The sequence below is a fragment of the Klebsiella sp. ZJOU C1 genome (assembly GCF_035620215.1).
GTDB classification, from domain to species: domain Bacteria; phylum Pseudomonadota; class Gammaproteobacteria; order Enterobacterales; family Enterobacteriaceae; genus Klebsiella; species Klebsiella variicola.
In genome coordinates this window covers 5,196,442-5,220,831 of the sequence record NZ_CP141644.1, presented here as the reverse complement: position 1 = coordinate 5,220,831, position 24,390 = coordinate 5,196,442, and the positions used below count along the sequence as shown (strand labels likewise).

21 protein-coding genes are annotated in these 24,390 nt (G+C 58.0%); 10 read left to right on the top strand and 11 right to left on the bottom strand.

The features are described 5' to 3' along the window. Positions 1 to 75: 75 nt before the first annotated feature. From glyQ to SPE70_RS25040, 4 genes are all read left to right on the top strand, one after another. On the top strand, positions 76 to 987 hold the full coding sequence (gene glyQ, locus SPE70_RS25055; protein WP_004205014.1) for a glycine--tRNA ligase subunit alpha: 912 nt from the start codon (positions 76 to 78) through the stop codon (positions 985 to 987). Positions 988 to 996: 9 nt separating this feature from the next. Next, entirely contained in the window at positions 997 to 3,066 is a 2,070-nt protein-coding gene (gene glyS, locus SPE70_RS25050; RefSeq protein ID WP_012967074.1) for a glycine--tRNA ligase subunit beta, read from the top strand. Positions 3,067 to 3,393: 327 nt separating this feature from the next. Continuing rightward, complete coding sequence (gene hokA, locus SPE70_RS25045; protein WP_012967075.1) at positions 3,394 to 3,546, top strand: type I toxin-antitoxin system toxin HokA; 153 nt, start codon at positions 3,394 to 3,396, stop codon at positions 3,544 to 3,546. 301 nt (positions 3,547 to 3,847) lie between these two features. Next, complete coding sequence (locus SPE70_RS25040; RefSeq protein WP_048272099.1) at positions 3,848 to 5,467, top strand: ATP-binding cassette domain-containing protein; 1,620 nt, start codon at positions 3,848 to 3,850, stop codon at positions 5,465 to 5,467. 98 nt (positions 5,468 to 5,565) lie between these two features. Here the strand turns inward: SPE70_RS25040 and cspE are convergent, their stop codons facing one another. The 3 genes from cspE to SPE70_RS25025 all read right to left on the bottom strand — a co-directional run bounded on the left by cspE (position 5,566) and on the right by SPE70_RS25025 (position 7,922). Continuing rightward, the gene (gene cspE, locus SPE70_RS25035) at positions 5,566 to 5,778 is read right to left on the bottom strand and encodes a transcription antiterminator/RNA stability regulator CspE (protein WP_000014594.1); all 213 of its coding nucleotides are present in this window, start codon (positions 5,776 to 5,778) and stop codon (positions 5,566 to 5,568) included. A 252-nt stretch (positions 5,779 to 6,030) separates the two neighbouring features. Next, positions 6,031 to 6,321: an HTH-type transcriptional regulator gene (locus tag SPE70_RS25030; protein WP_002921931.1), complete on the bottom strand. Its 291-nt coding sequence runs from the start codon at positions 6,319 to 6,321 to the stop codon at positions 6,031 to 6,033. Between the two features lie 245 nt (positions 6,322 to 6,566). Then, positions 6,567 to 7,922, bottom strand: a complete 1,356-nt coding sequence (locus SPE70_RS25025; RefSeq protein ID WP_046882247.1) for an MFS transporter — start codon at positions 7,920 to 7,922, stop codon at positions 6,567 to 6,569. A 441-nt stretch (positions 7,923 to 8,363) separates the two neighbouring features. Between SPE70_RS25025 and SPE70_RS25020 the strand changes: the two genes are divergently transcribed. Further along, the gene (locus SPE70_RS25020) at positions 8,364 to 9,074 is read left to right on the top strand and encodes a DUF3053 domain-containing protein (protein WP_012540337.1); all 711 of its coding nucleotides are present in this window, start codon (positions 8,364 to 8,366) and stop codon (positions 9,072 to 9,074) included. Between the two features lie 108 nt (positions 9,075 to 9,182). On the opposite strand, the gene ghrB is transcribed toward SPE70_RS25020, so the two are convergent. From ghrB to SPE70_RS24990, 6 genes are all read right to left on the bottom strand, one after another. Further along, on the bottom strand, positions 9,183 to 10,154 hold the full coding sequence (ghrB, locus tag SPE70_RS25015) for a glyoxylate/hydroxypyruvate reductase GhrB (protein ID WP_012540338.1): 972 nt from the start codon (positions 10,152 to 10,154) through the stop codon (positions 9,183 to 9,185). Positions 10,155 to 10,178: 24 nt separating this feature from the next. Beyond that, entirely contained in the window at positions 10,179 to 11,459 is a 1,281-nt protein-coding gene (locus SPE70_RS25010) for an MFS transporter (RefSeq protein ID WP_008806888.1), read from the bottom strand. Positions 11,460 to 11,563: 104 nt separating this feature from the next. Continuing rightward, positions 11,564 to 12,499: a sugar kinase gene (locus SPE70_RS25005; protein WP_008806889.1), complete on the bottom strand. Its 936-nt coding sequence runs from the start codon at positions 12,497 to 12,499 to the stop codon at positions 11,564 to 11,566. A gap of 3 nt (positions 12,500 to 12,502) precedes the next feature. Continuing rightward, entirely contained in the window at positions 12,503 to 13,252 is a 750-nt protein-coding gene (locus SPE70_RS25000) for a sugar phosphate isomerase/epimerase family protein (protein ID WP_008806890.1), read from the bottom strand. 111 nt (positions 13,253 to 13,363) lie between these two features. After that, positions 13,364 to 14,380, bottom strand: coding sequence for a LacI family DNA-binding transcriptional regulator (locus tag SPE70_RS24995; RefSeq protein ID WP_008806891.1), 1,017 nt, complete (start codon positions 14,378 to 14,380; stop codon positions 13,364 to 13,366). Positions 14,381 to 14,483: 103 nt separating this feature from the next. Further along, complete coding sequence (locus SPE70_RS24990) at positions 14,484 to 15,146, bottom strand: OmpA family lipoprotein (protein WP_002921917.1); 663 nt, start codon at positions 15,144 to 15,146, stop codon at positions 14,484 to 14,486. 167 nt (positions 15,147 to 15,313) lie between these two features. Between SPE70_RS24990 and SPE70_RS24985 the strand changes: the two genes are divergently transcribed. Further along, positions 15,314 to 17,644, top strand: coding sequence for a molybdopterin guanine dinucleotide-containing S/N-oxide reductase (locus SPE70_RS24985; protein WP_022064585.1), 2,331 nt, complete (start codon positions 15,314 to 15,316; stop codon positions 17,642 to 17,644). On the opposite strand, the gene SPE70_RS24980 is transcribed toward SPE70_RS24985, so the two are convergent. Both SPE70_RS24980 and tag read right to left on the bottom strand, forming a co-directional pair. Then, complete coding sequence (locus SPE70_RS24980) at positions 17,613 to 18,053, bottom strand: N-acetyltransferase (protein WP_008806893.1); 441 nt, start codon at positions 18,051 to 18,053, stop codon at positions 17,613 to 17,615. The two genes, SPE70_RS24985 and SPE70_RS24980, sit on opposite strands and share 32 nt — an antisense overlap. Then, the gene (tag, locus tag SPE70_RS24975; RefSeq protein WP_008806894.1) at positions 18,031 to 18,612 is read right to left on the bottom strand and encodes a DNA-3-methyladenine glycosylase I; all 582 of its coding nucleotides are present in this window, start codon (positions 18,610 to 18,612) and stop codon (positions 18,031 to 18,033) included. Before tag ends, SPE70_RS24980 begins: the two co-directional genes overlap by 23 nt. 206 nt (positions 18,613 to 18,818) lie before the next feature. Between tag and SPE70_RS24970 the strand changes: the two genes are divergently transcribed. The 4 genes from SPE70_RS24970 (at position 18,819) to SPE70_RS24955 (ending at position 24,352) form a co-directional block, all read left to right on the top strand. After that, a complete protein-coding gene (locus SPE70_RS24970; RefSeq protein WP_162550778.1) occupies positions 18,819 to 19,400 on the top strand; it encodes an autotransporter outer membrane beta-barrel domain-containing protein in 582 nt (193 codons plus the stop codon). Positions 19,401 to 19,639: 239 nt separating this feature from the next. Continuing rightward, positions 19,640 to 20,845, top strand: a complete 1,206-nt coding sequence (locus SPE70_RS24965; protein WP_012540343.1) for an L-lactate MFS transporter — start codon at positions 19,640 to 19,642, stop codon at positions 20,843 to 20,845. 242 nt (positions 20,846 to 21,087) lie between these two features. Beyond that, positions 21,088 to 22,761: a kdo(2)-lipid A phosphoethanolamine 7''-transferase gene (eptB, locus tag SPE70_RS24960; protein WP_040968940.1), complete on the top strand. Its 1,674-nt coding sequence runs from the start codon at positions 21,088 to 21,090 to the stop codon at positions 22,759 to 22,761. Positions 22,762 to 22,957: 196 nt separating this feature from the next. Further along, the gene (locus tag SPE70_RS24955) at positions 22,958 to 24,352 is read left to right on the top strand and encodes an ankyrin repeat domain-containing protein (protein ID WP_040968939.1); all 1,395 of its coding nucleotides are present in this window, start codon (positions 22,958 to 22,960) and stop codon (positions 24,350 to 24,352) included. The last annotated feature ends 38 nt before the right edge of the window (positions 24,353 to 24,390 follow it).

The window sequence follows — 24,390 nt, the reverse complement described above, 5'->3', positions numbered from 1 at the left end:
CGTACTGTATATCTCGCAGCCAGCGGGTATACTGACTCCTTCCTTTAAATCCACACGTATCCAGCACGAAATCATATGCAAAAGTTTGATACCAGGACCTTCCAGGGCCTGATCCTGACCTTACAGGATTACTGGGCTCGTCAGGGCTGCACCATTGTTCAACCACTGGACATGGAAGTCGGCGCCGGCACCTCTCACCCGATGACCTGCCTGCGCGCGTTAGGGCCGGAGCCAATGGCGACCGCCTACGTGCAGCCTTCCCGTCGTCCAACCGATGGCCGCTATGGCGAAAACCCGAACCGTTTACAGCACTACTATCAGTTCCAGGTGGTGATTAAGCCCTCTCCGGACAACATTCAGGAGCTGTACCTCGGATCGCTGAAAGAGCTGGGTATGGACCCGACCATTCACGATATTCGTTTTGTCGAAGACAACTGGGAAAACCCGACGCTGGGCGCCTGGGGTCTGGGTTGGGAAGTGTGGCTCAACGGCATGGAAGTGACGCAGTTCACCTACTTCCAGCAGGTGGGCGGCCTCGAGTGTAAGCCGGTGACCGGCGAGATCACCTACGGTCTGGAGCGTCTGGCGATGTACATCCAGGGCGTGGACAGCGTTTATGACCTGGTCTGGAGCGATGGCCCGCTGGGTAAAACCACTTACGGCGACGTGTTCCACCAGAATGAAGTGGAGCAGTCCACCTATAACTTCGAATACGCCGACGTCGACTTCCTGTTCTCCTGCTTTGAGCAGTATGAGAAAGAGGCCCAGCAGCTGCTGGCGCTGGAGACCCCGCTGCCGCTGCCGGCCTATGAACGTATTTTGAAAGCGGCTCACAGCTTTAACCTGCTGGATGCGCGTAAAGCCATCTCCGTCACCGAGCGTCAGCGCTATATTCTGCGCATTCGCACCCTGACTAAAGCAGTGGCGGAAGCGTACTACGCTTCCCGTGAAGCGCTCGGCTTCCCGATGTGCAACAAGAATAAATAAGAGGCGGCCATGTCTGAGAATACTTTTCTGGTGGAAATCGGCACTGAAGAGCTGCCACCAAAAGCGCTGCGCAGCCTGGCGGAATCTTTTGCTGCGAACGTGACCGCGGAGCTGGATAATGCCGGCCTCGCACACGGTAAAGTGGAATGGTTTGCCGCCCCGCGTCGTCTGGCGCTGAAGGTAGCCAACCTGGCGGCGGCGCAAGCCGATCGCGAAGTGGAAAAACGCGGCCCGGCTATTGCCCAGGCGTTCGATGCCGAAGGCAAGCCAAGCAAAGCGGCCGAAGGCTGGGCGCGCGGCTGCGGTATCACCGTCGATCAGGCCGAACGTCTGACCACCGACAAAGGCGAGTGGCTGCTGTATCGCGCCCATGTAAAGGGCGAAAGCACTGAAGCGCTGCTGCCGAACATGATTGCCAGCTCGCTGGCGAAGCTGCCGATCCCGAAACTGATGCGCTGGGGCGCGTCTGACGTCCACTTCGTGCGTCCGGTTCACACGGTGACTTTGCTGCTGGGTGACAAAGTGATCCCGGCCACTATCCTCGGTATTCCGTCCGATCGCGTGATTCGCGGGCATCGCTTTATGGGTGAGCCGGAGTTCACTATCGATCATGCCGACCAGTACCCGCAGATCCTGCTGGAGCGCGGTAAAGTCATCGCCGATTACGAACAGCGTAAAGCCAAAATCAAAGCCGATGCGGAAGAAGCGGCGCGTAAGATTGGCGGTCAAGCCGATCTGAGCGAAAGCCTGCTGGAAGAAGTCACCTCGCTGGTGGAATGGCCGGTGGTGCTGACGGCGAAGTTCGAAGAAAAATTCCTCGCGGTGCCGTCCGAAGCGCTGGTTTACACCATGAAGGGCGACCAGAAGTACTTCCCGGTCTACGACAATGCCGGCAAACTGCTGCCGAACTTTATCTTCGTGGCCAACATCGAGTCCAAAGATCCGCAGCAGATCATCTCCGGTAACGAGAAGGTGGTTCGTCCGCGTCTGGCCGATGCTGAATTCTTCTTCAACACCGACCGTAAAAAACGTCTGGAAGATAACCTGCCGCGTCTGGAAACCGTGCTGTTCCAACAGCAACTTGGGACCCTGCGCGACAAGACCGATCGCATCCAGGCGCTGGCGGGCTGGATTGCCGGGCAGATTGGCGCTGATGTGAACCATGCGACCCGCGCGGGCCTGCTGTCCAAGTGCGACCTGATGACCAACATGGTCTTCGAGTTCACCGACACCCAGGGCGTGATGGGGATGCACTACGCGCGCCATGACGGCGAAGCGGAAGACGTGGCCGTAGCGCTGAACGAGCAGTATCAGCCGCGCTTTGCCGGCGACGCGCTGCCGTCTAACCCGGTGGCCTGCGCGGTGGCGATTGCCGATAAGATGGACACCCTGGCGGGTATCTTTGGTATCGGGCAGCATCCGAAAGGCGATAAAGACCCGTTTGCGCTGCGCCGCGCCGCGCTGGGCGTGCTGCGTATCATCGTTGAGAAGAACCTGAATCTCGATCTGCAAACGCTGACCGAAGAAGCGGTGCGTCTGTACGGTGAGAAGCTGACCAACGCCAACGTGGTTGATGATGTGATCGACTTTATGCTGGGCCGCTTCCGCGCCTGGTATCAGGACGAAGGTTACGGCGTCGACACGATCCAGGCGGTACTGGCGCGTCGTCCAACCCGCCCGGCGGATTTTGATGCGCGCATGAAAGCCGTATCGCACTTCCGTACCCTGGAAGAGTCCTCCGCGCTGGCGGCGGCAAACAAACGTGTCTCCAACATCCTCGCGAAATCCGACGAGACGCTGAACGACATCGTTCACGCTTCAGTGCTGAAAGAAGCGGCGGAAATCAAGCTGGCGGGCAATCTGGTGGTGCTGCGCGACAAACTGCAGCCGTATTTCGCCGCAGGCCGTTATCAGGATGCGTTGATCGAGCTGGCTGCGCTGCGCGAGCCGGTGGATGAATTCTTCGAGAACGTGATGGTTAACGCTGAAGACAAAGATGTTCGCATCAACCGTCTGACGCTGCTGTCCAAACTGCGGGAACTGTTCCTGCAGGTCGCGGATATTTCTCTGCTGCAGTAAGCGTATCGGTAATAATAAAAGACCTGCCTCAGGGCAGGTTTTTTTTATACGTGAAATATAAATAGATGAACCGTTAATAATTCTGTCATTGATATCTTCATTATTTACATTCATCGATAAGAAATGTTTTAGGAATATATAAACATAATTCCGTGAGGTATTTACGCTAGAATGGCGGCGGGTGCTTGAGACTGTGTGTCTCAGGTATTCAGCGGGAGACAGACAGAGAAAAGCCCCACCTGATAGTAATCAAAGTGAGGCTCCCCTATGCATGAACACCATAAGAGTAGCCTCTTACTTGTTGAAAATCAACACTGGAGGCGAGGAATGCCGCAAAAGTATCTGTTGTTTGGCTTAGTAGTGATTTGCTTCACTATTTTATTATTGACCTGGATGGTTCGTGATTCGCTATGTGAATTACAGCTCAGGCAGGGAAATATTGAGCTGGTGGCATTCTTAGCCTGTGATATTAAACAGTAAGAGCATCTGGTGGGGATCTATCCCCACCATGCTTGCAGTGTCAGGCATTCTCAATGCACCCTTTCATTGTTCACCAAATAAATCATTTGCCTCCTGATATCAGGAGGCCTTTTTATTTTTACACGATCGTTGAATAAAACAGGCTTGCAACGCATACCGGAGTGTGGCTATCCTATGTCCCGACGAATTCCTCGTCTCACCGGAGCGCGCCCCACAAATGAACAAACACGACTGATGAATTTCACGCCTTACCTCGCAGATGTTGCGGGTAGGGGAGTATTGATTTCATTCAGGAGTGCTTATGGCTCATTGCGCCCATATCCCCGCTTTTGTTTTACATCAGGTCACCTGTCAGTTTGCGACGGGAGATACGCTATTTGGTCCGCTGAATTTATCGCTGGAATCGTCGCTTTGCGGCCTGGTCGGCCGGAACGGCGTCGGCAAGACGTGTCTGCTACGTCTGCTGGCCGGTCTGGATTCCCCCGCCGACGGTCATATTGAACGCGCGGCTTCCATTGCCTGGGTGGCGCAGCAGCCGAACGTCACGCCAGAGATGACCCTCGCGACGCTGCTGGGCTATGCGCCGATATTTGATGCCTTGTCTCGCCTTGAACAGGGTCAAGTGCTGGCTGCCGATTTCGATCTATTGGATGGCCACTGGGATCTCCCCGATCGCCTGAGTTTAGCTTTCCGTGAAGCCGATCTCCCGCCGTTCTCTGCCGATCGTCCCGCTTTTTCACTCAGCGGCGGCGAGCGGATGAAGGCTCTGCTGTGCGGCGCCTTTGTCTCCGGCGCCGATTATCTGCTGCTGGATGAGCCCACCAACCATCTGGACCGCCAGGGGCGGGAGTGGCTCTATCACCAACTGGAAAGCTGGCAGGGTGGGGCTCTGATCGCCAGCCACGACCGCGAGTTACTGACGCGGATGCCGAGGATTATTGAGCTGACGCCGACGGCGCTGCGCAGCTACGGCGGCAACTATGATGAATATCAGCGCCAGCGTATGGCGGAGCAGCAGGCTGCGCGCGCGGCGCTGGAGCATGCTGTGACCGAGCGACGGCGCACCCGCGCGCGAATGCAAAAGGAGCATGACGCCGCGCAGCGGCGCTCGGCTCAGACGCTGCGGACCGTTGATACGCTAAATATCGCCTCGTTTGAACGTGTGAAGTACAAAGGTGCGGCAAAAGAGCGCCCGGGAACGCTGCGCCGTCAGCATCGTGAACAGAACAGCAGTCTGAATGCCGCCGTGCAGCAGGCACGGGAGCGGGTAGAAGACGACAATCCGGTGATGTTCACCCTGCCGGGTAGCGAAGTGGCCGCCGGCAAGCAGGTTCTGGTGGTGGAAGCATTGCAGCTCGCCCATTCACCCGCTGCGCCGCTGGACTGGCGTATGGATGGTCCGATGCGTATTGCGCTAAAGGGACCGAACGGCTGTGGCAAAACCACTTTGCTGAAAACGCTGCTGGGGCTGGAGCAGGCCGTCTCAGGCGATGTCCGGCTGTCGGTGAGCGCGGCTTATCTGGATCAACATCTGACGCAGCTGGATCTGTCGTTATCGGTCATGGCGCACCTGAGCCTGGACGATACCCCGCTGGATGAGGGCCTTCTGCGCACCCGTCTGGCGCAGCTCCAGCTTGGCGCGGATAAGGTCACTCTGCCGTTGGCGACGCTCAGCGGCGGCGAGCGTCTGAAAGCGGCCCTGGCGTGCGTGCTCTGGCGACGCGATCCCGCTCAGCTGCTTTTGCTGGATGAGCCGACCAACCATCTCGATTTAGCATCGACACAGGCTATTGAAAGCGCGCTGGCGGCGTTTCCAGGCGCGATGCTGGTGGTGTCACATGATGAGGCTTTTTTACACGGTCTGAAGCTGACCCATAGCCTGGCGTGGCGGGAGACGGGCTGGCACTTTTCCCTGCTCTGAATGCCCAACAGCCGCCATCGTATGCTGGCGGCTGTTGGCGACAGATAAAAAAAATCCCCGCCATCAGGCAGGGATTCTCGATTCTTAGCGGCTTGAACTTACAGAGAAGTTACGTTACCAGCTGCCGGGCCTTTAGCGCCGCTTTCGATGGTGAAGGAAACTTTCTGACCTTCGTCCAGGGATTTGTAGCCATCGTTCTGGATAGCAGAGAAGTGTACGAACACGTCTTTAGAGCCATCGTCAGGAGTGATGAAGCCGAAGCCTTTGTCAGCGTTGAACCATTTTACGATACCAGTCATTTTACCGGACATAGTGAATTACCTTTAAAAAAATAAGTGAGCCTTGCGGCGTAGCGGTCTGGACTACAGATTTAAAGCGATAAAGGGAAAGTTCACTACGGGGGTATCTTTGGATAACCTTAGAAGGACTGCTCTATTCGACTGCTCTGTGGTCTGTACATCAAACCTGCGAGCATTAACGCACGTTCAGCACCTGATAGCAAACTTTTTTTTACGGTGCAGCGGCAAAAGCCCCCTTACTGACCCATGCCGCTGCGCGCTGGATTAATCGAGTAACTGTCGTGAAAGCTGTGGATTGGCCTGAATCAGGCGCATCAATTTCAGCTCGGTGGGAGACGGTCTAACCCGTCTCGACTCCCACTCTCTTACCATGGCGACGCTCACGCCCATGACGTTGGCAAAGTCGTCAATCTTAAGTCCAGTGCCTTTACGCAGTTGCTCAAATTCACTAAACACAGTGGACTTACGGTTTGAGGTAAGTTTCTGATTATCATCCTTAAATACGATGTGTTCCAGGCTGCTCAGCAGTTCAAACACGGGATCTTTATATTCCATTGAGAACTCCTTTTATCACACAGCGGAAGAGATTTTTTATAAAGCTCTTTAAGAATAGTCAGAAAATCGTGCAGCGGATGGTAACGTCCGTGATTATTTGCCAACAGGCTATCGAATCGGCCCCGGCAGCCAAACGGCAGTGGAGCCTAAGAGAATGATTACTAACGCGATGAGATGGCTTCGAAAATTTTTGTAAACGGATAAGAAAAAAGCGGCAAAGCCGGCGCGGGCCGCCGGCTTAACAATCAGGCTTTCTGCAGACCTCTCGCGTCGTCTTTCGTCGCCGGCGCGGATTTACTGACCCGGTATTTGATCAGCAGCGCGAGGGCTGACAGGAACGCCGGGATGGCCAGCAGAGTGAAGATGGTTTCAAAGGAGAGCTGCGCCTGCATCAGGAAGGCGCCGCTGAACGCGCCGAGGATCCCGCCGAAGCGGCCGATACCCAGCATCCAGGCGACGCCGGTGGCGCGCCCCTGCGTCGGGTAGAAGCCTGCCGCCAGCGCGGGCATCGACGACTGCGCGCCATTCATAATACTACCGGCGATAAACACCATCACCCCCATCAGCACCAGGCTGCTGGTGGAGAAACCCACCAGGCAGACGCAAACGCCGGTCAGCAACCAGCCGACGGCCACCACCTTGTTGGGATTGATCTTGTCCATCAGGGCGCCAAGGATCAGTACGCCAATCCCGCCGCCCAGCGGGAACAGGGCGGTGATAATGGAGGCCTGACTCATCGAGGCGCCGGTTTCGCGGATCAGCAGCGGCAGCCAGCTGGTCAGGAGGTAGAAAATCAGCAGGCCCATAAAGTAGGTCAGGCACAACATCACGGTACCCACCGCGTAGCGTGGGGAGAAAATGACGCCGATGGCCGATTTCTCTTTCACCTGGCCTGCTTCGCGCAGCTCAAATTCCACCACCTCCGGCAGCGGCGCGATGCGTTTCAGGATGGCGGCAATGCGCTGCGCCGGCTGCTGCTTCACCACCAGATAGCGGGCTGACTCCGGCAGCAGAAAAATTAACGCTACGGCCAGCAGGAGGGGCATCACGCCGCCCAGCACCAGCACACTCTGCCAGCCATAGTGCGGGATCATCCAGGCGGATAAAAAGCCACCCAGCGATGATCCCATCGGAAAGCCGACGAACATCAGGTTCACCAGCAGCGCCCGACGGCGCTCCGGCGCATATTCGCTCATCAGGGTGGCCGCATTCGGCATCGCCGCGCCGAGCCCGAGACCGGTCAGGAAACGCAGCAGCGTCAGCTGATTAAGGCTGGTGGCGAAGGCGGTAAGCAGGCTGAATCCGCCGAACACCACGATCGACATAATCAGCACTTTTTTGCGGCCGATGCGGTCAGCCAGCGGCCCCGCGGTTAAGGCGCCGACCGCCAGGCCCACCAGCGCGGCGCTCATCACCGGGCCGAGCGCCGATTTTTCCACGCCCCATTCCTGTACCAGGTCGGAGGCGATAAATCCGATGATCGCGGTGTCGAATCCGTCCATCGCGACGGTGATAAAGCAGAGCGCAAGGATCATCCACTGGTAGCGGGTGAAGGGGTGCTCGTTGATAAAGGCCTGAATGTCGATGGTTGTCTTAGTCATACGGCTTTCCTGGCAGACTGAGCGAGGGACAGAGGTCTGTTTTTATCGTCGTCCTCGCGTCATTGAGTTTGATTTGTGCGATAATCGAACGTATCGCCGTTAATCGCTCATTCATCAAATCATTGAAGTGGGGGGCAGGCAATGCAGGCGCGCGCCAAAGCGTGCGATTATCGTCCGTTTTAGGACGCCACGTCGTACGGAAACTTTTTTAGTGCCATAAAAATCAGATGGTTATATAAACTTCGCTCGCAGAATGTGATGACTATATTTGTGATGTGCATAACAGACGTTCTACACCGCGACGATGGCGTGCGAAATGGCGTTTTTCCTGCGTAAGATTAGCAGTAAAGGGTATCCTGCGAGGCCGAGCTGGACTATCCTTGTCAGCGTCTGGCACGTGTGTGTCGTTGTGCGCTTTTTTTGGCTGAAAGGAGTAAAAAAATGGCGACAGGAAAGTCCTGCTCTCGCTGGTTTGCGGCTATGGCGGCCTTATTGATGGTGGTTAGCCTGAGTGGGTGTTTTGATAAAGAAGGCGATCAGCGCAAAGCGTTTATCGACTTCCTGCAGAATACGGCGATGCGTAGCGGTGAACGTCTGCCGACGCTGACCGCCGATCAGAAAAAACAGTTTGGGCCTTTTGTCTCTGACTACGCGGTGATCTACGGTTACTCGCAGCAGGTGAGCCAGGCGATGGACGCTGGTCTGCGCCCGGTGGTGGACAGCGTCAATGCTATCCGCGTCCCGCAGGACTATATGACCCAGCGTGAGCCGCTGCGTCAGGCGAACGGCGCGCTGGGCGTGCTCAGCCAGCAGCTGCAGAATGCGAAAATGCAGGCCGATGCCGCGCATAGCGCTCTGAAGCAGGCTGACGATCTTAAGCCGGTCTTCGATCAGGTTTACGCCAAGGTGGTGACCGCGCCAGCTGACGCGCTGCAGCCGCTGATCCCGGCCGCGCAAATCTTTACCCAGCAGCTGGTTCAGGTGGGGGATTTTGTCGCTCAGCAGGGGACCCAGGTGAGCTTTGTGGCCAACGGCATTCAGTTCCCCACCTCGCAGCAGGCCAGCCAGTACAATGCGCTGATTGGGCCGCTGGCGGCGCAGCATCAGGCGTTTAATCAGGCATGGACGGCAGCGGTGAACGCCACCCGTTAATGTCTCATCTGGCTGACGTTGGCTGCGGCGAACGAGCAGGATGATGGATAAGATGCAAAAAGAACCCGGGGAGGGCGATTGCCGCCGCTACCCGGGTTTTTTTATGGCTTATTTGACCTGCGGGTTAACGCAGTTTTTCTCTACATTACCGTTCAGGGCATCGATCAGGTTGTCCACCGCGCAGGCCGCCATGTTGTAGCGCGTCTCATGGGTGGCAGAGCCGATATGCGGCAGCGCGACAACGTTTGGTAGGGTTAACAGCGGCGAGTCTTTTGCCAGCGGTTCGTGTTCGAAGACATCAAGGCCGGCAGCATGAATTTCACCCGCCTGCAGAGCAGCGATCAGCGCCTGCTCGTCCACCACCGGGCCACGTCCGGCGTTAATGAAGATGGCGGAAGATTTCATTTTGGCAAACTGCGCCTGACCGAACAGATGATGGGTCTCTTCGCTCAGGGGCAGGATCAAGCAGACGAAATCGGCTTCCTGCAGCAGGGTATCGAGATCGCAATAGCGGGCGTTGAAGCGCTCTTCCGCCTGCGGATGCTGGCGGCGCGCGTTATACAGAATCGGCATGCCGAACCCGAAGTGGGCGCGCTGCGCCAGCGCCATACCGATGCGGCCCATGCCGACGATACCTAAGGTTTTATGGTGCACGTCGCTGCCGAACCAGTCCGGGCCAATGCTCTTCGTCCACTCGCCCGCTTTGACGCGCTCCGCCACTTCCACTACCCGGCGCGCGGTGCTCAGCACCAGCGCCATGACCGTATCGGCGACGGTCTCGGTCAGTACGGTCGGGGTATGCATCAGCAGCACCCGGCGAGCGTTCAGCGCCTCGACGTCAAAGTTGTCATAGCCAACGGAAACGGTAGAGGTCGCACGCAGCTTCGGCATCTTCTCCAGCAGCGCGGCGTCAACCTTTTCGCTGGAGCCCAGGAGGCCTTCAGCCTGGGCGAAGGCCTCTGCATGCTGCGAAACGGTCTCCGGTCGCAGGTTTTTTACCTGAGTGACGGAAAAGTGCTCCTCCAGGCGCTGTAGCAGGTCGTCGGGAAGCGTTTTATAGAGAATGACAGACGGCTTCATGCGAATCTCCGTAGTAGAAATAGTTCAGGCGTGGTGAGCGCCAAGCGGAATGTTTTGATTATTAGCAGGCTTAACAATCAAAGTCAGCAATACTGAGGCGAAAAGCGCCACCCCCATAAAAATATAGGAGGCTGCGGGGCTGCCGGTGGCACCGTTCAGGTAGCCGACAAACCACGAGCCGCAGAAGGAGCCCAGAGCGCCCATACTGTTGATCAGCGCCATGGCGCCTCCGGCGACGTTACGCGGCAGCATTTCCGGAATAATGGCGAAGAAGGGGCCGTAAGGCGCATACATTGCCGCACCGGCCACCACCAGCAGGGTATAAGACACCCAGAAGTGGTTGGCGCCGACCGCCCAGGAGCCGATGAAGGCCAGTCCGCCAATCAGCAGCAGCGGCCAGACGAACAGCTTACGGTTCTGCATTTTATCGGAGGCCCAGGAGACCACGATCATGGCGATAGTGGCCGCCAGGTACGGAACCGAAGAGAGCCAGCCCACTTCCACCATCCCCATATTTTCACCGCCGCTGCGGATAATCGACGGCAGCCACAGTACAAAACCGTACACGCCGATACTCCAGGCAAAGTACTGCGCGCAGAGCAGGATCACGTTGCGGGAGCGGAAGGCTTCGCCATAGTTACGCACCGCTTTGATGCCCTGCTGTTCACGATCCAGTTGTTCCTGCAGCGCGGCTTTTTCACTCTCCGCCAGCCAGTTAACCTGCGACGGTTTGTCTTTTACCAGCACCCACCAGCAGAAGGCCCAGATCACTGCCGGCACCCCTTCGATGATGAACATTTCCCGCCAGCCGAAGGCCTGAATCAGGTAGCCGGAGACCACCGACATCCACAGGACCGTCACCGGGTTACCGAGGATCAGGAAGGTGTTGGCGCGAGAGCGCTCTGATTTGGTGAACCAGTTGCTGATATAGATCAGCATCGCCGGCATCACCGCCGCTTCGACGACGCCGAGGATAAAGCGAATGGCCGCCAGCGCCGGGATATTATGCACAACACCGGTCAGCGAGGCGCAGCCGCCCCAGAGGATCAGGCAGATAAAGATCAGTTTGCGAACGCTGCGGCGCTCCGCATAGATAGCGCCGGGGATCTGGAAGAAGAAGTAGCCGAGGAAGAACAGGGCCCCCAGCAGGGAGGAGATCCCCTTGGTGATGCCCAGGTCTTCGGTAATGCCTGCCGCGGAGGCGAAGCTGAAGTTGGCACGGTCGAGGTACGCCAGGCTATACGTGATAAACACGATAGGCATGATGTACCACCAGCGTTTCGTTGCATTTGTTGAGCTATTCATAGGCTTGCCTCTGTCAATGAGGTGACATCCGTCCGTCGAAACGGACGCTGCTGTGCCGCGCTGCAGGTAGGGTACAGGACGGCTGTTATTGTTGCGTATAAATGTTATTCGCCCAGCGCATCGCGGGTGGGGAGCCCCTCGCTGTCGCCCTGGACCTGAATCGCCAGCGAACCGATTTTATTGCCACGGTTCACCGCCTGAAGCAGGGTTTTGCCTTCCAGCAGGGCGCTAATCACCCCGACGGCAAAGCCGTCGCCGGCGCCGACGGTATCGACGACGTTTTCGACTTTAATGGCATCAACCGTTCCCTGTTCGCCGCTGGCGCTCTTGAACCAGGCGCCGTCGCAGCCGGTTTTAATGACTACCGCCTTGACGCCGCGGGAGAGATAAAAATCGGCGATCCCTTCCGGGGTCTGCTGGCCGGTGAGAATCACGCCCTCTTTTAAGCCTGGCAAAACCCAGTCAGCCTGGAAGGCGAGACGGTTGAGTTTCTCCACCATCTCGGCTTCGCTTTTCCACAGCACCGGGCGCAGATTAGGGTCGAAAGAGAGGGTTTTTCCCTCGGCTTTCATCACCTTCGCCGCATGCTCCAGCAGCGCATATGAGCTTTCAGAGAGCGCGGCGGCCACGCCGCTCAGGTGCAGATGGCGGGCGCTGGTGAAGTAGTCGGCGCGAAAATCGTCCGGCGACAGATGGCTGGCGGCAGAGCCTTTGCGGAAATACTCCACAATGGGATCGGTTCCATTTTCGACTTTCGATTTCATCTGGAAACCGGTAGCGAAGCGGTTGTCGATGGCGACAGCGTGGCTATCGATCCCCTCTTTCGCCAGCGATTGCAGTACGAAGCGGCCAAAGCTGTCGTTGCCGACGCGGCTGACCCAGCCGACCTTCAGACCCAGGCGCGCCAGGCCGGTGGCGACGTTCAGTTCGGCGCCGGCGACACGCTTCATGAAATGCTCCACCTCGGCCAGATCGCCGGTTTCGGTGGCGACAAACATGGCCATGGCTTCGCCGATGGTGATGACATCTAAATTTTCCACGGCTTAATCCTCGCGTAACAGGTTGACGTAGCGGCGGGTCACGGCCGTCAGGTCATGGCCAGTCAGCGGGAACTCGATTCCACGCGGCGCGTCGGCAGGAAGATTATCGAGCAGGGCCAGCCAGCGATCGGCGGCCTGATCCGGCGGTACCGCGCGGAATTTCTCATGATGAGGCTCCGCCGCTTTCACATGAATATAGCTGACCGCCGGCGCAAGGTGGCGTGCCGCCTCTTCCGGCGAGTCGCCGACCCACAGCCAGTTGCCCATATCAAACGTTAAGGTGACCGGCAACTGATGGACCCTGCAGGCGGCTTTGAAGCGCTGCATCGGCGCCAGCTGGCCGCAGTCGGTCTGGTCATTCTCTACCACCAACGCCATGCCGCTGTCGCGGAGGATCTCGCGCAGCTCATCCAACTGCTGATTGTGAAGGAAATGGCCAAGGGAGAGCTTTAGCCACAGGGCGTTAAGGGTTTGCGCTTCCGCGAGCAGCGCCGGGAGTTCCGGGTTGAGCTCGCCGTTATCGGCGAACAGCGCCTGCGGCGCGGAGTAGCAGGCCAGCAGGCCGTGGCGCTCAATGGTGGCCGCCAGCGACGGCAGAGCGTTGAGCTCTTCCGCGCTGCACAGCTCGCGGCGGATTTCGACACCGTCCGCACCGGCGTCGGCGATGAACGGCAGGACAGCGGCCTGGCCGCCTAAGGATTTAACATGGTCATTACCATACGCAGCGGTAACGACAATAATTTTTCTGGCCATCGCGCTCTTACTCCCGGCGTTTGTTGCTTAATCTCCTTAATACGCTAGATGGTATCGGTTCCATAAGAAAGGGCGAGATGTTTAATTTATGATCGGCATCACGAAGGATCGTTAACGGGAGGTTGATCCGCGGACGATAAGCTCGCCGGAGAAGACCCGCTCGCGGATGGGGTCGTTAGTGCCGGCAATGCGCCGAATCACCTGTTCGACCGCGGCGTAGCCGATCTGCCACGTCGGCTGTTTGAGGGTGGTAATACCAACGCCAGCCAGCTCCGCCCACTCCAGTTCGTCGAAGCCCAGCAGGCCGATATCGCTCCCCCAGATCAGGCCGACGCGCTTCAGAGCGCGGGCCACCTGCAGCGTCAGGGCGCCGTTGGCGGAGATGACCGCTTTGCGCATCCCGCGGTGACGGGCGTGGAACTGGCGCAGGACGTTGTCCATCATCGCGCCGTCGTTGAGCTGCACTTCGGCGTTTTCAGCCACCACGCCGTGGTGACGAGTGAGGGTAGCGCGAAAAGCGCTCAGACGCTCGCGGCGGGTATTCACCGAGCCCAGCGGTTCGCTGAGAAACAGGATGGCCTCAAACCCTTTCTCCACCAGGTGTTCGGTGGCGGTGGTGGCGGCCTGGGCGTTATCAAGCCCGACCACATCGCAGGCGAAGTCGGGGATTTTACGGTCAATCAGCACCATCGGCAGGGCCGACTGCTGCAGGCGGTTCAGGCCATCCTCCCGCATACCGACTGCGTTGACCACGATGCCTTCCACCTGGTAGCTGCGCAGCAGGTCCAGGTAGTGCAGTTCCTGATCCAGCTCGTTATTGGTATTACACACCAGCAGGGTGAAGCCTTTTTCCCGGCAGGCCGCTTCAATGCCGCTCATGACATTGACCGAGTAGGGGTTGGTGATATCGGCGATGATCAGGCCAATAAGGCGGGTTCGGCCGTGCTTGAGGCCCCGGGCCATCAGGCTGGGGCGGTAGTCGAGTTCGGCAATGGCTTTTTCAATACGTGATAACAGATCGTCGGAAAGCAGATGCTTCTCGCCGTTAAGATAACGTGAAATGCTGGTTTTGCCGGTCTTTGCGGCTTTCGCCACATCGCTGATAGTTGCACGCGCCGCTTTCGCCATGGTGGCTTCCTTTGCTGAAAATCTGCCAACACCTTAGCGCGAAAAATAGCGATATCAAGCATTTTGCCCGGCAGAGCGGCTGCCGGGCGACATGAGGATGCGCTTATTGCAGCGGGCTGAGGGTAATTTCCACGCGACGGTTCTGCGCTTTGCCTTCCGCCGTGCTGTTGCTGGCGATAGGATTCGCCGGCCCCATGCCGGTGGTGCGAATGCGATTGGCCGCCACGCCCTGAGTGATCAGCGCGCTGGCGACGCTGTCTGCACGCTGTTGCGACAGACGCATATTCAGATCCTTGCTGCCGGTGCTGTCGGTGTAGCCGACGACGTTAACAGCGGTTTTCTCGTACTCTTTCAGCACCATGGCCACGCCGGTCAGGGTGTTGGCGCCGGCCGGCTTCAGGTTGGCGCTATTGCTGTCGAAGGTGACGTTATTCGGCATGTTCAGCACGATATTGTCGCCATTTCGCGTCACGCTGACCCCGGTTCCCTGCATTTTGTCGCGCAGCTTCGCTTCCTGCACGTCCATGTAGTAACCAATGCCGCCGCCGAGCGCCGCGCCGGCCGCTGCGCCAATCAGCGCGCCTTTGCCGCGGTCATGTTTGGAAGAGGAGAGCGCGCCGACGCCAGCGCCCACTAAGGAGCCAATACCTGCGCCAATACCGGATTTACCTGCTTCACGTTCACCGGTATAGGGGTTGGTGGTGCAGCCAGAAATGGCCAGAGTGCCGCTGACCAGCGCCGCAATCATAAGTACGCGTTTTTTCATTTAATGTCCTTAATCCTTTTTATTCTTTGTCACAGCGAACGTGACGGTTGATTATGACGCGTGATTACGTAGAAAATTCCCCCGATACCATCTCATTTTGTAAATAACATTGAACGGTTGCCCATCACGCCGTCATGACACCTGCATTCGCTGACCAGGAGCCGCCCTTGCCAACCTCATCTGCAACCAAAACCATCTTAACCGCCGCCCACTGGGGACCGATGCTGGTGGAAACGGACGGTGAAAACGTCCTCTCTTCCCGCGGCGCGCTGGCGACACCGTTTGCCAACTCGCTGCAAACGGCGGTGCGCGATCAGGTCCACAGCAAAACCCGCGTGCGCTATCCGATGGTGCGCAAAGGCTTCCTTGCTTCACCGGACAAGCCCCAGGGGGTCCGCGGTCAGGATGAATTCGTGCGGGTGAGCTGGGATCAGGCGCTGGATTTAATTGACGCCCAGCATCGGCGGATCCGCGAAAGCTACGGTCCGCAGTCGATTTTCGCCGGCTCCTACGGCTGGCGCTCTAACGGCGTCCTGCATAAGGCGGCCACCCTGCTGCAGCGCTACATGAGCCTGGCGGGCGGCTATACCGGCCATCTTGGCGATTACTCCACTGGCGCGGCGCAGGCGATCATGCCTTACGTCGTGGGCGGGAATGAGGTGTATCAGCAGCAGACCAGCTGGCCGCTGGTGCTCGAGCACAGCGAAGTGGTGGTGCTGTGGAGCGCCAATCCGCTGAACACCCTGAAAATTGCCTGGAACGCCTCCGACGAGCAGGGGATCCCGTGGTTCGACCGGCTGCGCCAGAGCGGTAAGCGCCTGATCTGCATCGATCCGATGCGATCGGAAACCGTCGATTTCTTTGGCGATTCGATGGAATGGATCGCGCCGCATATGGGCACCGATGTCGCGCTGATGCTGGGGATCGCCCATACGCTGGTGGAGAATAGCTGGCAGGATGATGCGTTTCTTACCCGCTGCACCAGCGGCTACGATATTTTTGCCCGCTATCTGACCGGCGAAAGCGACGGCGTAGCGAAAACCGCTGACTGGGCGGCGGCGATCTGCGGCGTGAAAGCGGATAAGATCCGTGAACTGGCGAAAATTTTCCATGAAAATACCACCATGCTGATGTCTGGCTGGGGCATGCAGCGCCAGCAGTATGGCGAGCAGAAGCACTGGATGCTGGTCACCCTGGCCGCCATGCTAGGGCAGATTGGCACCCCGGGAGGCGGGTTTGGTCTTTCCTATCATTTCGCCAACGGCGGCAACCCGACGCGCCGCGCGGCGGTACTGGGCTCGATGCAGGGAAGCGTCGCCGGGGGCGTGGACGCGGTGGAGAAGATCCCGGTCGCGCGGATCGTCGAGGCGCTGGAGAATCCGGGGGCAGAGTATCAGCACAACGGCATGGCGCGTCGCTTCCCCGATATTCGCTTTATCTGGTGGGCCGGCGGGGCCAACTTTACTCATCATCAGGACACCAACCGCCTGATTCAGGCCTGGCAGAAGCCGGAGCTGATCGTCATCTCCGAATGCTTCTGGACCGCCGCCGCGCGCCATGCCGATATCGTCCTGCCGGCGACCACCTCGTTTGAGCGCAACGATCTGACCATGACTGGAGATTACAGCAATCAGCATCTGGTGCCGATGAAGCAGGTGGTCGCCCCGCGAGATGAAGCGCGCGACGATTTCACGGTCTTTGCCGACCTCAGCGAACGCTGGGAGGTGGGCGGCCGCGAGCGCTTCACCGAAGGGAAGAGTGATTTGCAGTGGCTGGAGACCTTCTATCAGATCGCCGCCCAGCGCGGGGCTCACCAGCAGGTGATGCTGCCGCCGTTTGCCGAATTCTGGCAGGCTAACCAGCTGATTGAGATGCCAGAGGAGCCGGAGAATGCCCGTTTTGCGCGCTTCGCCGCCTTCCGCGCCGATCCGCAGGCTAATCCGCTGAAAACGGCGAGCGGTAAAATTGAGATCCACTCGCCGACCATCGCCGCCTTTGGCTACGCCGATTGCCCGCCGCACCCGATGTGGCTGGAGCCCGACGAGTGGCATGGCAACGCTGAGGCGGGGCAGCTGCAGCTGCTGTCGGCCCATCCGGCCCACCGTCTGCACAGTCAACTGAACCACACCACGCTGCGCGAACGCTATGCTGTCGCCGGACGCGAACCGGTGACTATTCATCCGCAGGATGCCCGGGCTCGGGGGATTGCCGATGGCGATCTGGTGCGGGTGTGGAACGCCCGCGGTCAGGTGCTGGCCGGCGCGGTGGTGACGGAGGGGATCCGCCCGGGGGTGATTTGCCTGCATGAAGGGGCATGGCCCGACCTGGATCCGCGGGTGGGCATCTGCAAAAACGGGGCGGTGAATGTCTTAACCAAAGATATCCCGACATCCCGGCTGGGCAACGGCTGTGCCGGGAACACCGCCCTGGCGTGGCTGGAGAAATATACCGGCCCGACGCTGCCGCTTACAGCATTTGATCCGCCGGCCAACGCATAATCCACGTCGGGTGCTGAGTGTCGTCCTGCCATGCGCAGTCTTCAATCCGGAAGCCCTGCGCATGGTAGAAACTGACCGCCGATTCGTTCTTCTGGTAAACCTCGAGACTCAGCCAGGCGTAGTGCTGTTTGACTTCATCCAGCAGCGCCCGGCCAATGCCCTGGCGGATGGCGTCCGGCGCGACAAACAGCGCGCCGACGAAGCGGGAGTCCAGCACGCTAACAAAGCCTTTTAATTCCCCATCGCGTTCCCAGACCCAGGTGCTGGCGGCGGGAAGATAGACATCCCGTACCACCGCGACGCTGTCGCGCCAGTAACTTTCGCTGATAAAAGGATGGGCATGAATCGTGCTGTCCAGCCACAGGGCCAGCAGCGGCGCGGTATCTTTAGTGTCCCACTTGCGGATCATCCTGACCTCCAGGGTGACAGAAGCAGCCGGTGATATGGTCGTTGACCAGTCCACAGGCCTGCATAAAGGAATAACAGATTGTCGAGCCGACAAATTTAAAGCCGCGTTTTTTCAATGCCTTCGACAGCGCATCGGAGGCCGGCGTCGTGGTGGGGATCTCCGCCAGCGTCGCGGCGCAGGTCACCTGCGGCTCATTGTTGACGAAGGACCAGACAAAATCAGTGAACGACTCGCCATTTTCTTCCATCGCCAGATAGGCGCGGGCGTTGCCGATAATGGCCTGGATTTTTCCCCGATGGCGAATGATGCCGGCATTCTGCAGCAACTGCTCGACATCGTCTTCCCCCATCGCTGCCACGCGCACCGGGTCGAACTGGTGAAAAGCCTGACGGTAGTTCTGCCGTTTTTTTAACACCGTGATCCATGACAAACCGGCCTGCTGGCCCTCCAGGCAGATCATTTCAAACAGCTGGCGGCCCTCTTTTTGCGCCACACCCCATTCGGTATCGTGATATTCGATATATAACGGATCCTGACTCACCCATCCGCAACGTTGCATAGCTATTTCTCCCTCTGCGCTAAAAAAGTGGACGCCCCGGCTTGACGGCTGAAAGATAAAGATAATAGTTAATACAGGGAAATCGTATCCCCAAAAAAAACACAGCAATATTGCCGATTCGGCTCTTTTCTGGAGTCGCATTAATGATAATAAAGAAATGCAATGGCCTCCGGGGCTTCTTGTTCCCGGCGAGCGTATCCGTCTGGATGACGTGTGTCTCTGGAGCGAATGCCTGGCAACAGGAATATATCGCTATCGATACAAAAAGTAATACGCCGGAACGCTATACATGGGATAGCGATCACCAACCACGTTACGAAGATATTCTCGCTGAGCGGATGAGGTCCTCAGAGACGCCTGGCGGGCTGGCATTAAACCAGGCGCTGGCGCCACCGGACAGCAGCCGTGGTCAGAGCGTTGGCTGGAATTATCTGCTGGCAAATGGCATGACCTCCGGGCCGGTGGCCAGCCTGCGCAGTGACGTCACCGCGCCAGTGACGAGAAGCGCTGGCGAGACGGGGTATGTCAACACGCTCGGCTGGCGCATGGATTATCAGTCGCTGTGGGGCGTGCATCCCTGGGCTCAGGTGAGCTATAACCAGTCGCTTACCAGCGATGCCTGGTCGCCGACGACCCGCGCCAGAGAGGGCGGCTGGAGTGATGTCACCCTGGGCGCCGATATGCGGTTGGGATCCCATGTTGCGGCATGGGCGACGCTGTCGCAGGCGGACAATGTCCCATCCGGGGAAAATACGCTCTATTTGATGGGCGTCAGCGCCAACTTTTGACCGATATTGTTACGCGTTTGAAACGACGCGGTTATTGTTAAATCTCAGTAAGGGCGCATTTCTGTGAGATAGCGCACACTAACTTTTTTCCTGAAATTCGCGGAATGAATGTTTTGCAATGTCATTCGTTCCGCCATTAATGCATTTCATTCCCTGCTGGTGGCAGTTCATGCCTTTTTCCCCACAGGATGAGGGGCCTTCGCTATTGTGGCGGCAGTTAATTTATCAGGACAACTGCTATGAACGCTGCAAACCGTCAATCGACCCGCTGGCTTACGCTAATCGGCACCATCATCACCCAATTTGCTCTCGGTTCGGTCTATACCTGGAGCCTGTTTAATAGTTCGCTGTCTGACAAACTGGGCGAGCCGGTCAGCCAGGTGGCTTTCTCCTTTGGCCTGCTGAGCCTCGGGCTGGCGCTCTCCTCGTCGGTCGCCGGAAAGTTGCAGGAACGCTTTGGCGTTAAGCGTGTGACCATGGCCTCCGGGATCCTGCTCGGTCTGGGCTTCTTCCTGACCGCGCACTCCAATAGCCTGATGATGCTGTGGCTGAGCGCGGGCGTGCTGGTGGGGCTGGCGGACGGCGCCGGCTATCTGCTGACCCTGTCGAACTGCGTGAAGTGGTTCCCGGAGCGTAAAGGGCTGATCTCTGCTTTCTCCATTGGTTCCTATGGGCTCGGCAGCCTGGGGTTCAAATTCATTGATTCCCATCTGCTGGCCACCGTCGGCCTGGAAAAAACCTTCGTCATCTGGGGCGCTATCGTGCTGGTGATGATCGTCTTTGGCGCGACCCTGATGAAAGATGCGCCGAATCATACGGCGACCACCGCGGCCAACGGCGTCGTGGAAAATGACTTTACTCTCGCCGAATCGATGCGCAAACCGCAGTACTGGATGCTGGCGGTGATGTTCCTGACGGCCTGCATGAGCGGACTGTACGTGATTGGCGTGGCGAAAGATATTGCCCAGGGGATGGTCCACCTGGATGTCGCCACGGCGGCAAACGCGGTAACCGTTATCTCGATTGCTAACCTTAGCGGCCGCCTGGTGTTAGGCATCCTGTCCGACAAGATCTCCCGCATTCGTGTGATTACCCTCGGTCAGATCGTGTCGCTGGTAGGGATGGCCGCGCTGCTGTTCGCCCCGCTGAATGCCATGACTTTCTTCGCCGCCATCGCCTGCGTCGCCTTTAACTTCGGCGGCACCATCACCGTCTTCCCGTCGCTGGTGAGTGAGTTCTTTGGCCTGAACAATCTGGCGAAAAACTACGGCGTGATTTATCTGGGCTTTGGTATCGGCAGCATCTGCGGCTCTCTCATCGCTTCGCTGTTCGGCGGCTTCTACGTGACCTTCTGCGTGATCTTCGCCCTGCTGATTCTGTCGCTGGCGCTGTCCACCACCATTCGTCAGCCGAAAGGCAGTGTTTATAGCGAGGCGCACGCCTGAAACCTGCAGCGTGAAACGTGCCCCTGGTTAATCCCCTAAGCAAATAGTGCCAATCCAGCCAAATGTTTTGTAAATGTTTGGCTGGATCACATTCCCTCCTGATACTTTTCCCGTTCCCTGTGGTCTACTTATCGCGCTTTGTAGAGGTTTCTGATAACCAACCCTAACGCACCCTATTAGCCTACTGACTCGTGCCACAGCGTCAGGCGGTGTTTTATTCTTCTTTTTCCAGGTTTGCTTGCATGAAATATATTAGAACGATGACGCAGCAGAAGCTTAGTTTTTGGCTGGCGCTGTACATCGGCTGGTTTATGAACATCGCCGTTTTTTTCCGGCGTTTCGATGGTTATGCTCAAGAGTTCACTTTCTGGAAAGGGCTTTCCGGTGTCGTTGAACTGGTCGCCACGGTCTTTGTCACCTTCTTCCTGTTACGTCTGCTGTCACTGTTTGGTCGCCGCATCTGGCGCATTCTGGCGACGCTGATTGTCCTGTTTTCCGCCGCCGCCAGTTACTACATGACGTTCCTCAATGTGGTGATTGGCTACGGAATTATCGCTTCGGTGATGACCACCGATATCGACCTGTCGAAAGAGGTCATTGGCTGGCACCTGATCCTCTGGCTGGTGGTGGTGAGCGCGCCGCCGCTGCTGTTCATCTGGAGCAACCGCTGCCGCCATACGCTGCTGCGCCAACTGCGCACCCCGGGTCAGCGGGTTAAAAACGTATTGATCGTCGTGCTGGCCGGACTCATTGTCTGGGGTCCCATCCGCCTGCTTGAGCTGCGTCAGCATGATGTGGAGCGCCATTCGGAAGTGGATATGCCGAGCTATGGCGGGGTGATCGCCAACTCCTATCTGCCATCAAACTGGCTGTCGGCGCTGGGGCTGTACGCCTGGGCGCAGGTGGATGAATCCTCGGATAATAAATCGCTGATTAACCCGGCGAAGAAGTTTACCTACGTCGCGCCGGAAGGCCTGGATGACACCTACGTGGTGTTTATCATTGGCGAAACGACCCGCTGGGACCATATGGGTATCCTCGGCTATAGGCGCAATACCACGCCAGAGCTGGAGAAAGAGAAGAATCTTGTCGCTTTCCGCGGCTACTCCTGCGATACCGCCACCAAGCTGTCGTTACGCTGTATGTTTGTGCGTCAGGGCGGGGCGGAGGATAACCCGCAGCGAACGCTCAAAGAGCAGAACGTCTTTGCCGTGCTTCATCAGTTGGGCTTCAACGGCAATCTCTATGCCATGCAGAGCGAGATGTGGTTCTACAGCAACACGATGGCCAACAATATCGCCTACCGCGAGCAAATTGGCGCCGAGCCGCGCAACCGTGGTAAGAGCGTTGACGATATGCTGCTGGTGGATGAGATGAAGCGCGGTATGGCGCAGGGCAACGCCTCCGGTAAGCATCTGATCATTCTCCACACCAAAGGCTCCCACTTTAACTACACCCAACGCTACCCGCGCAGCTTCGCCCAGTGGAAGCCGGAGTGCGTCGGCGTCGACAACAAGTGCTCGAAAGCGGAGCTGATTAACTCCTACGATAACAGCGTGACCTACGTCGATCACTTTATCGTCAGCGTCCTCGACCAGCTGCGGGATAAGAAAGCGATTGTGTTCTATGCCGCCGATCATGGGGAGTCGATTAATGAACGCGAACACCTGCACGGAACGCCGCGCAAGATGGCGCCGCCGGAGCAGTTCCGCGTGCCGATGATGGTGTGGATGTCGGATAAATACCTGGAGAACCCCGATCATGCCGCCGCGTTTGCCCATCTGCAGCAGCAGGCTGCGATGAAGGTGCCGCGCCGTCACGTCGAGCTGTATGACACCATTATGGGCTGTCTCGGTTATACCTCGCCGGATGGCGGGATCAATGAGAATAACAACTGGTGCCGGTGGAAAAAGTAAGGCACGGGGTTTATTTTCAGATTCTCGGGTCTGTTCTCCCTTCCTGAGCCCAGGATAAGCTAATCCCTCGCCGGCTGACGCCGCGCGAGGGATTTTTTTCGCACAGTGGATGTGTCTGGCAGGTTGCCTCTTCTTCTTTGATTACCCTCCAGTTTTCTCGCTCCCCCTGTGCACGAACTTTTCATGGAGAGAAAGGATGAAGGTGATAAAGGGGTTGGCCTTACTGTGCCTGTTGATGCTCGCGGGCTGCCAGTCTGAGGAAGAGACCAGCCAGTTCCTGCTGGCCTGTAAATACGATGCGCCAGCGACGATCGAAGCCATGCTGAATAACGGCATTGATGTGGATGGTCAGGATAAAACCGGCTTAAGTGGCCTGATGGTCGCTGCCGCGGAAAATCGTCGTGATGTGGTAGCGTTACTGCTTAAGCGTCAGGCGAAGCCGAATCTCCAGACGCGCCAGGGCGTCACGGCGCTGATGCTGGCGGCGGCGCGCGGCAGCGATGCCGCGATTATCGGCGATCTTCTCCAGGCCGGCGCGTCGGTAAATCAGACCAGCGTCGAGAAGAGTACGGCATTGATGTCCGCCATTGCCGACGGCGGGGATGTCAGAAACGACTATCAGCATATTCTGGCGATGAAAAAGCCCGATGCGCCTGTCGAGAAGGAGAGCGCGCTGGATAAAATTGTCGGCGCAACGGCGGCGAAATCGCTGGCGACGGGTAACCGCGCGCTGATGACCGAAGACATGGCGTTACAACTGGCGCCCGGCGCGTTTAAGAAGAACGTCGACGAGATCGTGGCGCTGCTGATCAGGCACGGGGCGGACGTGAAGGCCGTCAATGCGTCAGGGGAATCGGCCTTTTTCCTCGCGGTCGATCACGCGCGTTCGGCGGAAACCATCACGACGCTGGCCAACGCCGGGGCGGACACCAGCCTGGCGGATAAATCCGGCACCACCCCGCTGATGCTGGCGGCGGCGGGGGATGATCCCAATCTGGTGCTGGCGCTGTCGGCCTCCGGTGTGGAGGTGGATAAGCCGAACCGTGAAGGACTCACGGCGCTGCAGGTGGCGGCGGGTCAGGGGTCGCCTGCGGTGATCGCGGCGCTGGTGCAGCGCGGCGCAAAGGTGGACCAGCTCTCCGCCAACGACCTCAGCCCGCTGATGCTGGCGGTCAAAATGAATAATAAAGCCAATGTTGAGGCGCTGCTTGAGGCTGGCGCCAGCGTCAACCTCAGCAATAAGGCCGGCTATTCGGCGATCGGTTACAGCCGGGCCGGCGAGGTTCGCCAGCTGCTGCTGGCGCAGCATGCCGAGCTGAAAGGGCAGGCCGCGCATATGGCGCAAAGCGAACTGCAGTTTTGTGCTAATGCCTTTGCCGACAAGCTGGCATACAGCGACATCGCCCGCGCGGTGAATAACGATACCCGCCCGGATATTATGCGTCATCAGCAATCCTGCCCGGAGCTGGGGGAACTGACGATGCTGCTGGGGGAATTTAAATTCAACCCGGCGGGCTCGACCTATCTCGGTGAGCCGGTGACCTGTAAGGTATCCGAGTATCGCAAAGCGTTTGAGGTGACCTGCCGCTGAAAACGATGACCAACCGGCGATTCGCTGCTCAGGCTGCT

Excerpts from the sequence above, each read along its gene's own strand:
- glyQ (WP_004205014.1), top strand. The coding sequence starts at position 76 with ATGCAAAAGTTTGATACCAGGACCTTCCAGGGCCTGATCCTGACCTTA.
- glyS (WP_012967074.1), top strand. The coding sequence starts at position 997 with ATGTCTGAGAATACTTTTCTGGTGGAAATCGGCACTGAAGAGCTGCCA.
- hokA (WP_012967075.1), top strand. The coding sequence starts at position 3,394 with ATGCCGCAAAAGTATCTGTTGTTTGGCTTAGTAGTGATTTGCTTCACT.
- SPE70_RS25040 (WP_048272099.1), top strand. The coding sequence starts at position 3,848 with ATGGCTCATTGCGCCCATATCCCCGCTTTTGTTTTACATCAGGTCACC.
- cspE (WP_000014594.1), bottom strand. The coding sequence starts at position 5,778 with ATGTCCGGTAAAATGACTGGTATCGTAAAATGGTTCAACGCTGACAAA.
- SPE70_RS25030 (WP_002921931.1), bottom strand. The coding sequence starts at position 6,321 with ATGGAATATAAAGATCCCGTGTTTGAACTGCTGAGCAGCCTGGAACAC.
- SPE70_RS25025 (WP_046882247.1), bottom strand. The coding sequence starts at position 7,922 with ATGACTAAGACAACCATCGACATTCAGGCCTTTATCAACGAGCACCCC.
- SPE70_RS25020 (WP_012540337.1), top strand. The coding sequence starts at position 8,364 with ATGGCGACAGGAAAGTCCTGCTCTCGCTGGTTTGCGGCTATGGCGGCC.
- ghrB (WP_012540338.1), bottom strand. The coding sequence starts at position 10,154 with ATGAAGCCGTCTGTCATTCTCTATAAAACGCTTCCCGACGACCTGCTA.
- SPE70_RS25010 (WP_008806888.1), bottom strand. The coding sequence starts at position 11,459 with ATGAATAGCTCAACAAATGCAACGAAACGCTGGTGGTACATCATGCCT.
- SPE70_RS25000 (WP_008806890.1), bottom strand. The coding sequence starts at position 13,252 with ATGGCCAGAAAAATTATTGTCGTTACCGCTGCGTATGGTAATGACCAT.
- SPE70_RS24995 (WP_008806891.1), bottom strand. The coding sequence starts at position 14,380 with ATGGCGAAAGCGGCGCGTGCAACTATCAGCGATGTGGCGAAAGCCGCA.
- SPE70_RS24990 (WP_002921917.1), bottom strand. The coding sequence starts at position 15,146 with ATGAAAAAACGCGTACTTATGATTGCGGCGCTGGTCAGCGGCACTCTG.
- SPE70_RS24980 (WP_008806893.1), bottom strand. The coding sequence starts at position 18,053 with ATGATCCGCAAGTGGGACACTAAAGATACCGCGCCGCTGCTGGCCCTG.
- tag (WP_008806894.1), bottom strand. The coding sequence starts at position 18,612 with ATGCAACGTTGCGGATGGGTGAGTCAGGATCCGTTATATATCGAATAT.
- SPE70_RS24970 (WP_162550778.1), top strand. The coding sequence starts at position 18,819 with ATGACGTGTGTCTCTGGAGCGAATGCCTGGCAACAGGAATATATCGCT.
- SPE70_RS24965 (WP_012540343.1), top strand. The coding sequence starts at position 19,640 with ATGAACGCTGCAAACCGTCAATCGACCCGCTGGCTTACGCTAATCGGC.
- eptB (WP_040968940.1), top strand. The coding sequence starts at position 21,088 with ATGAAATATATTAGAACGATGACGCAGCAGAAGCTTAGTTTTTGGCTG.
- SPE70_RS24955 (WP_040968939.1), top strand. The coding sequence starts at position 22,958 with ATGAAGGTGATAAAGGGGTTGGCCTTACTGTGCCTGTTGATGCTCGCG.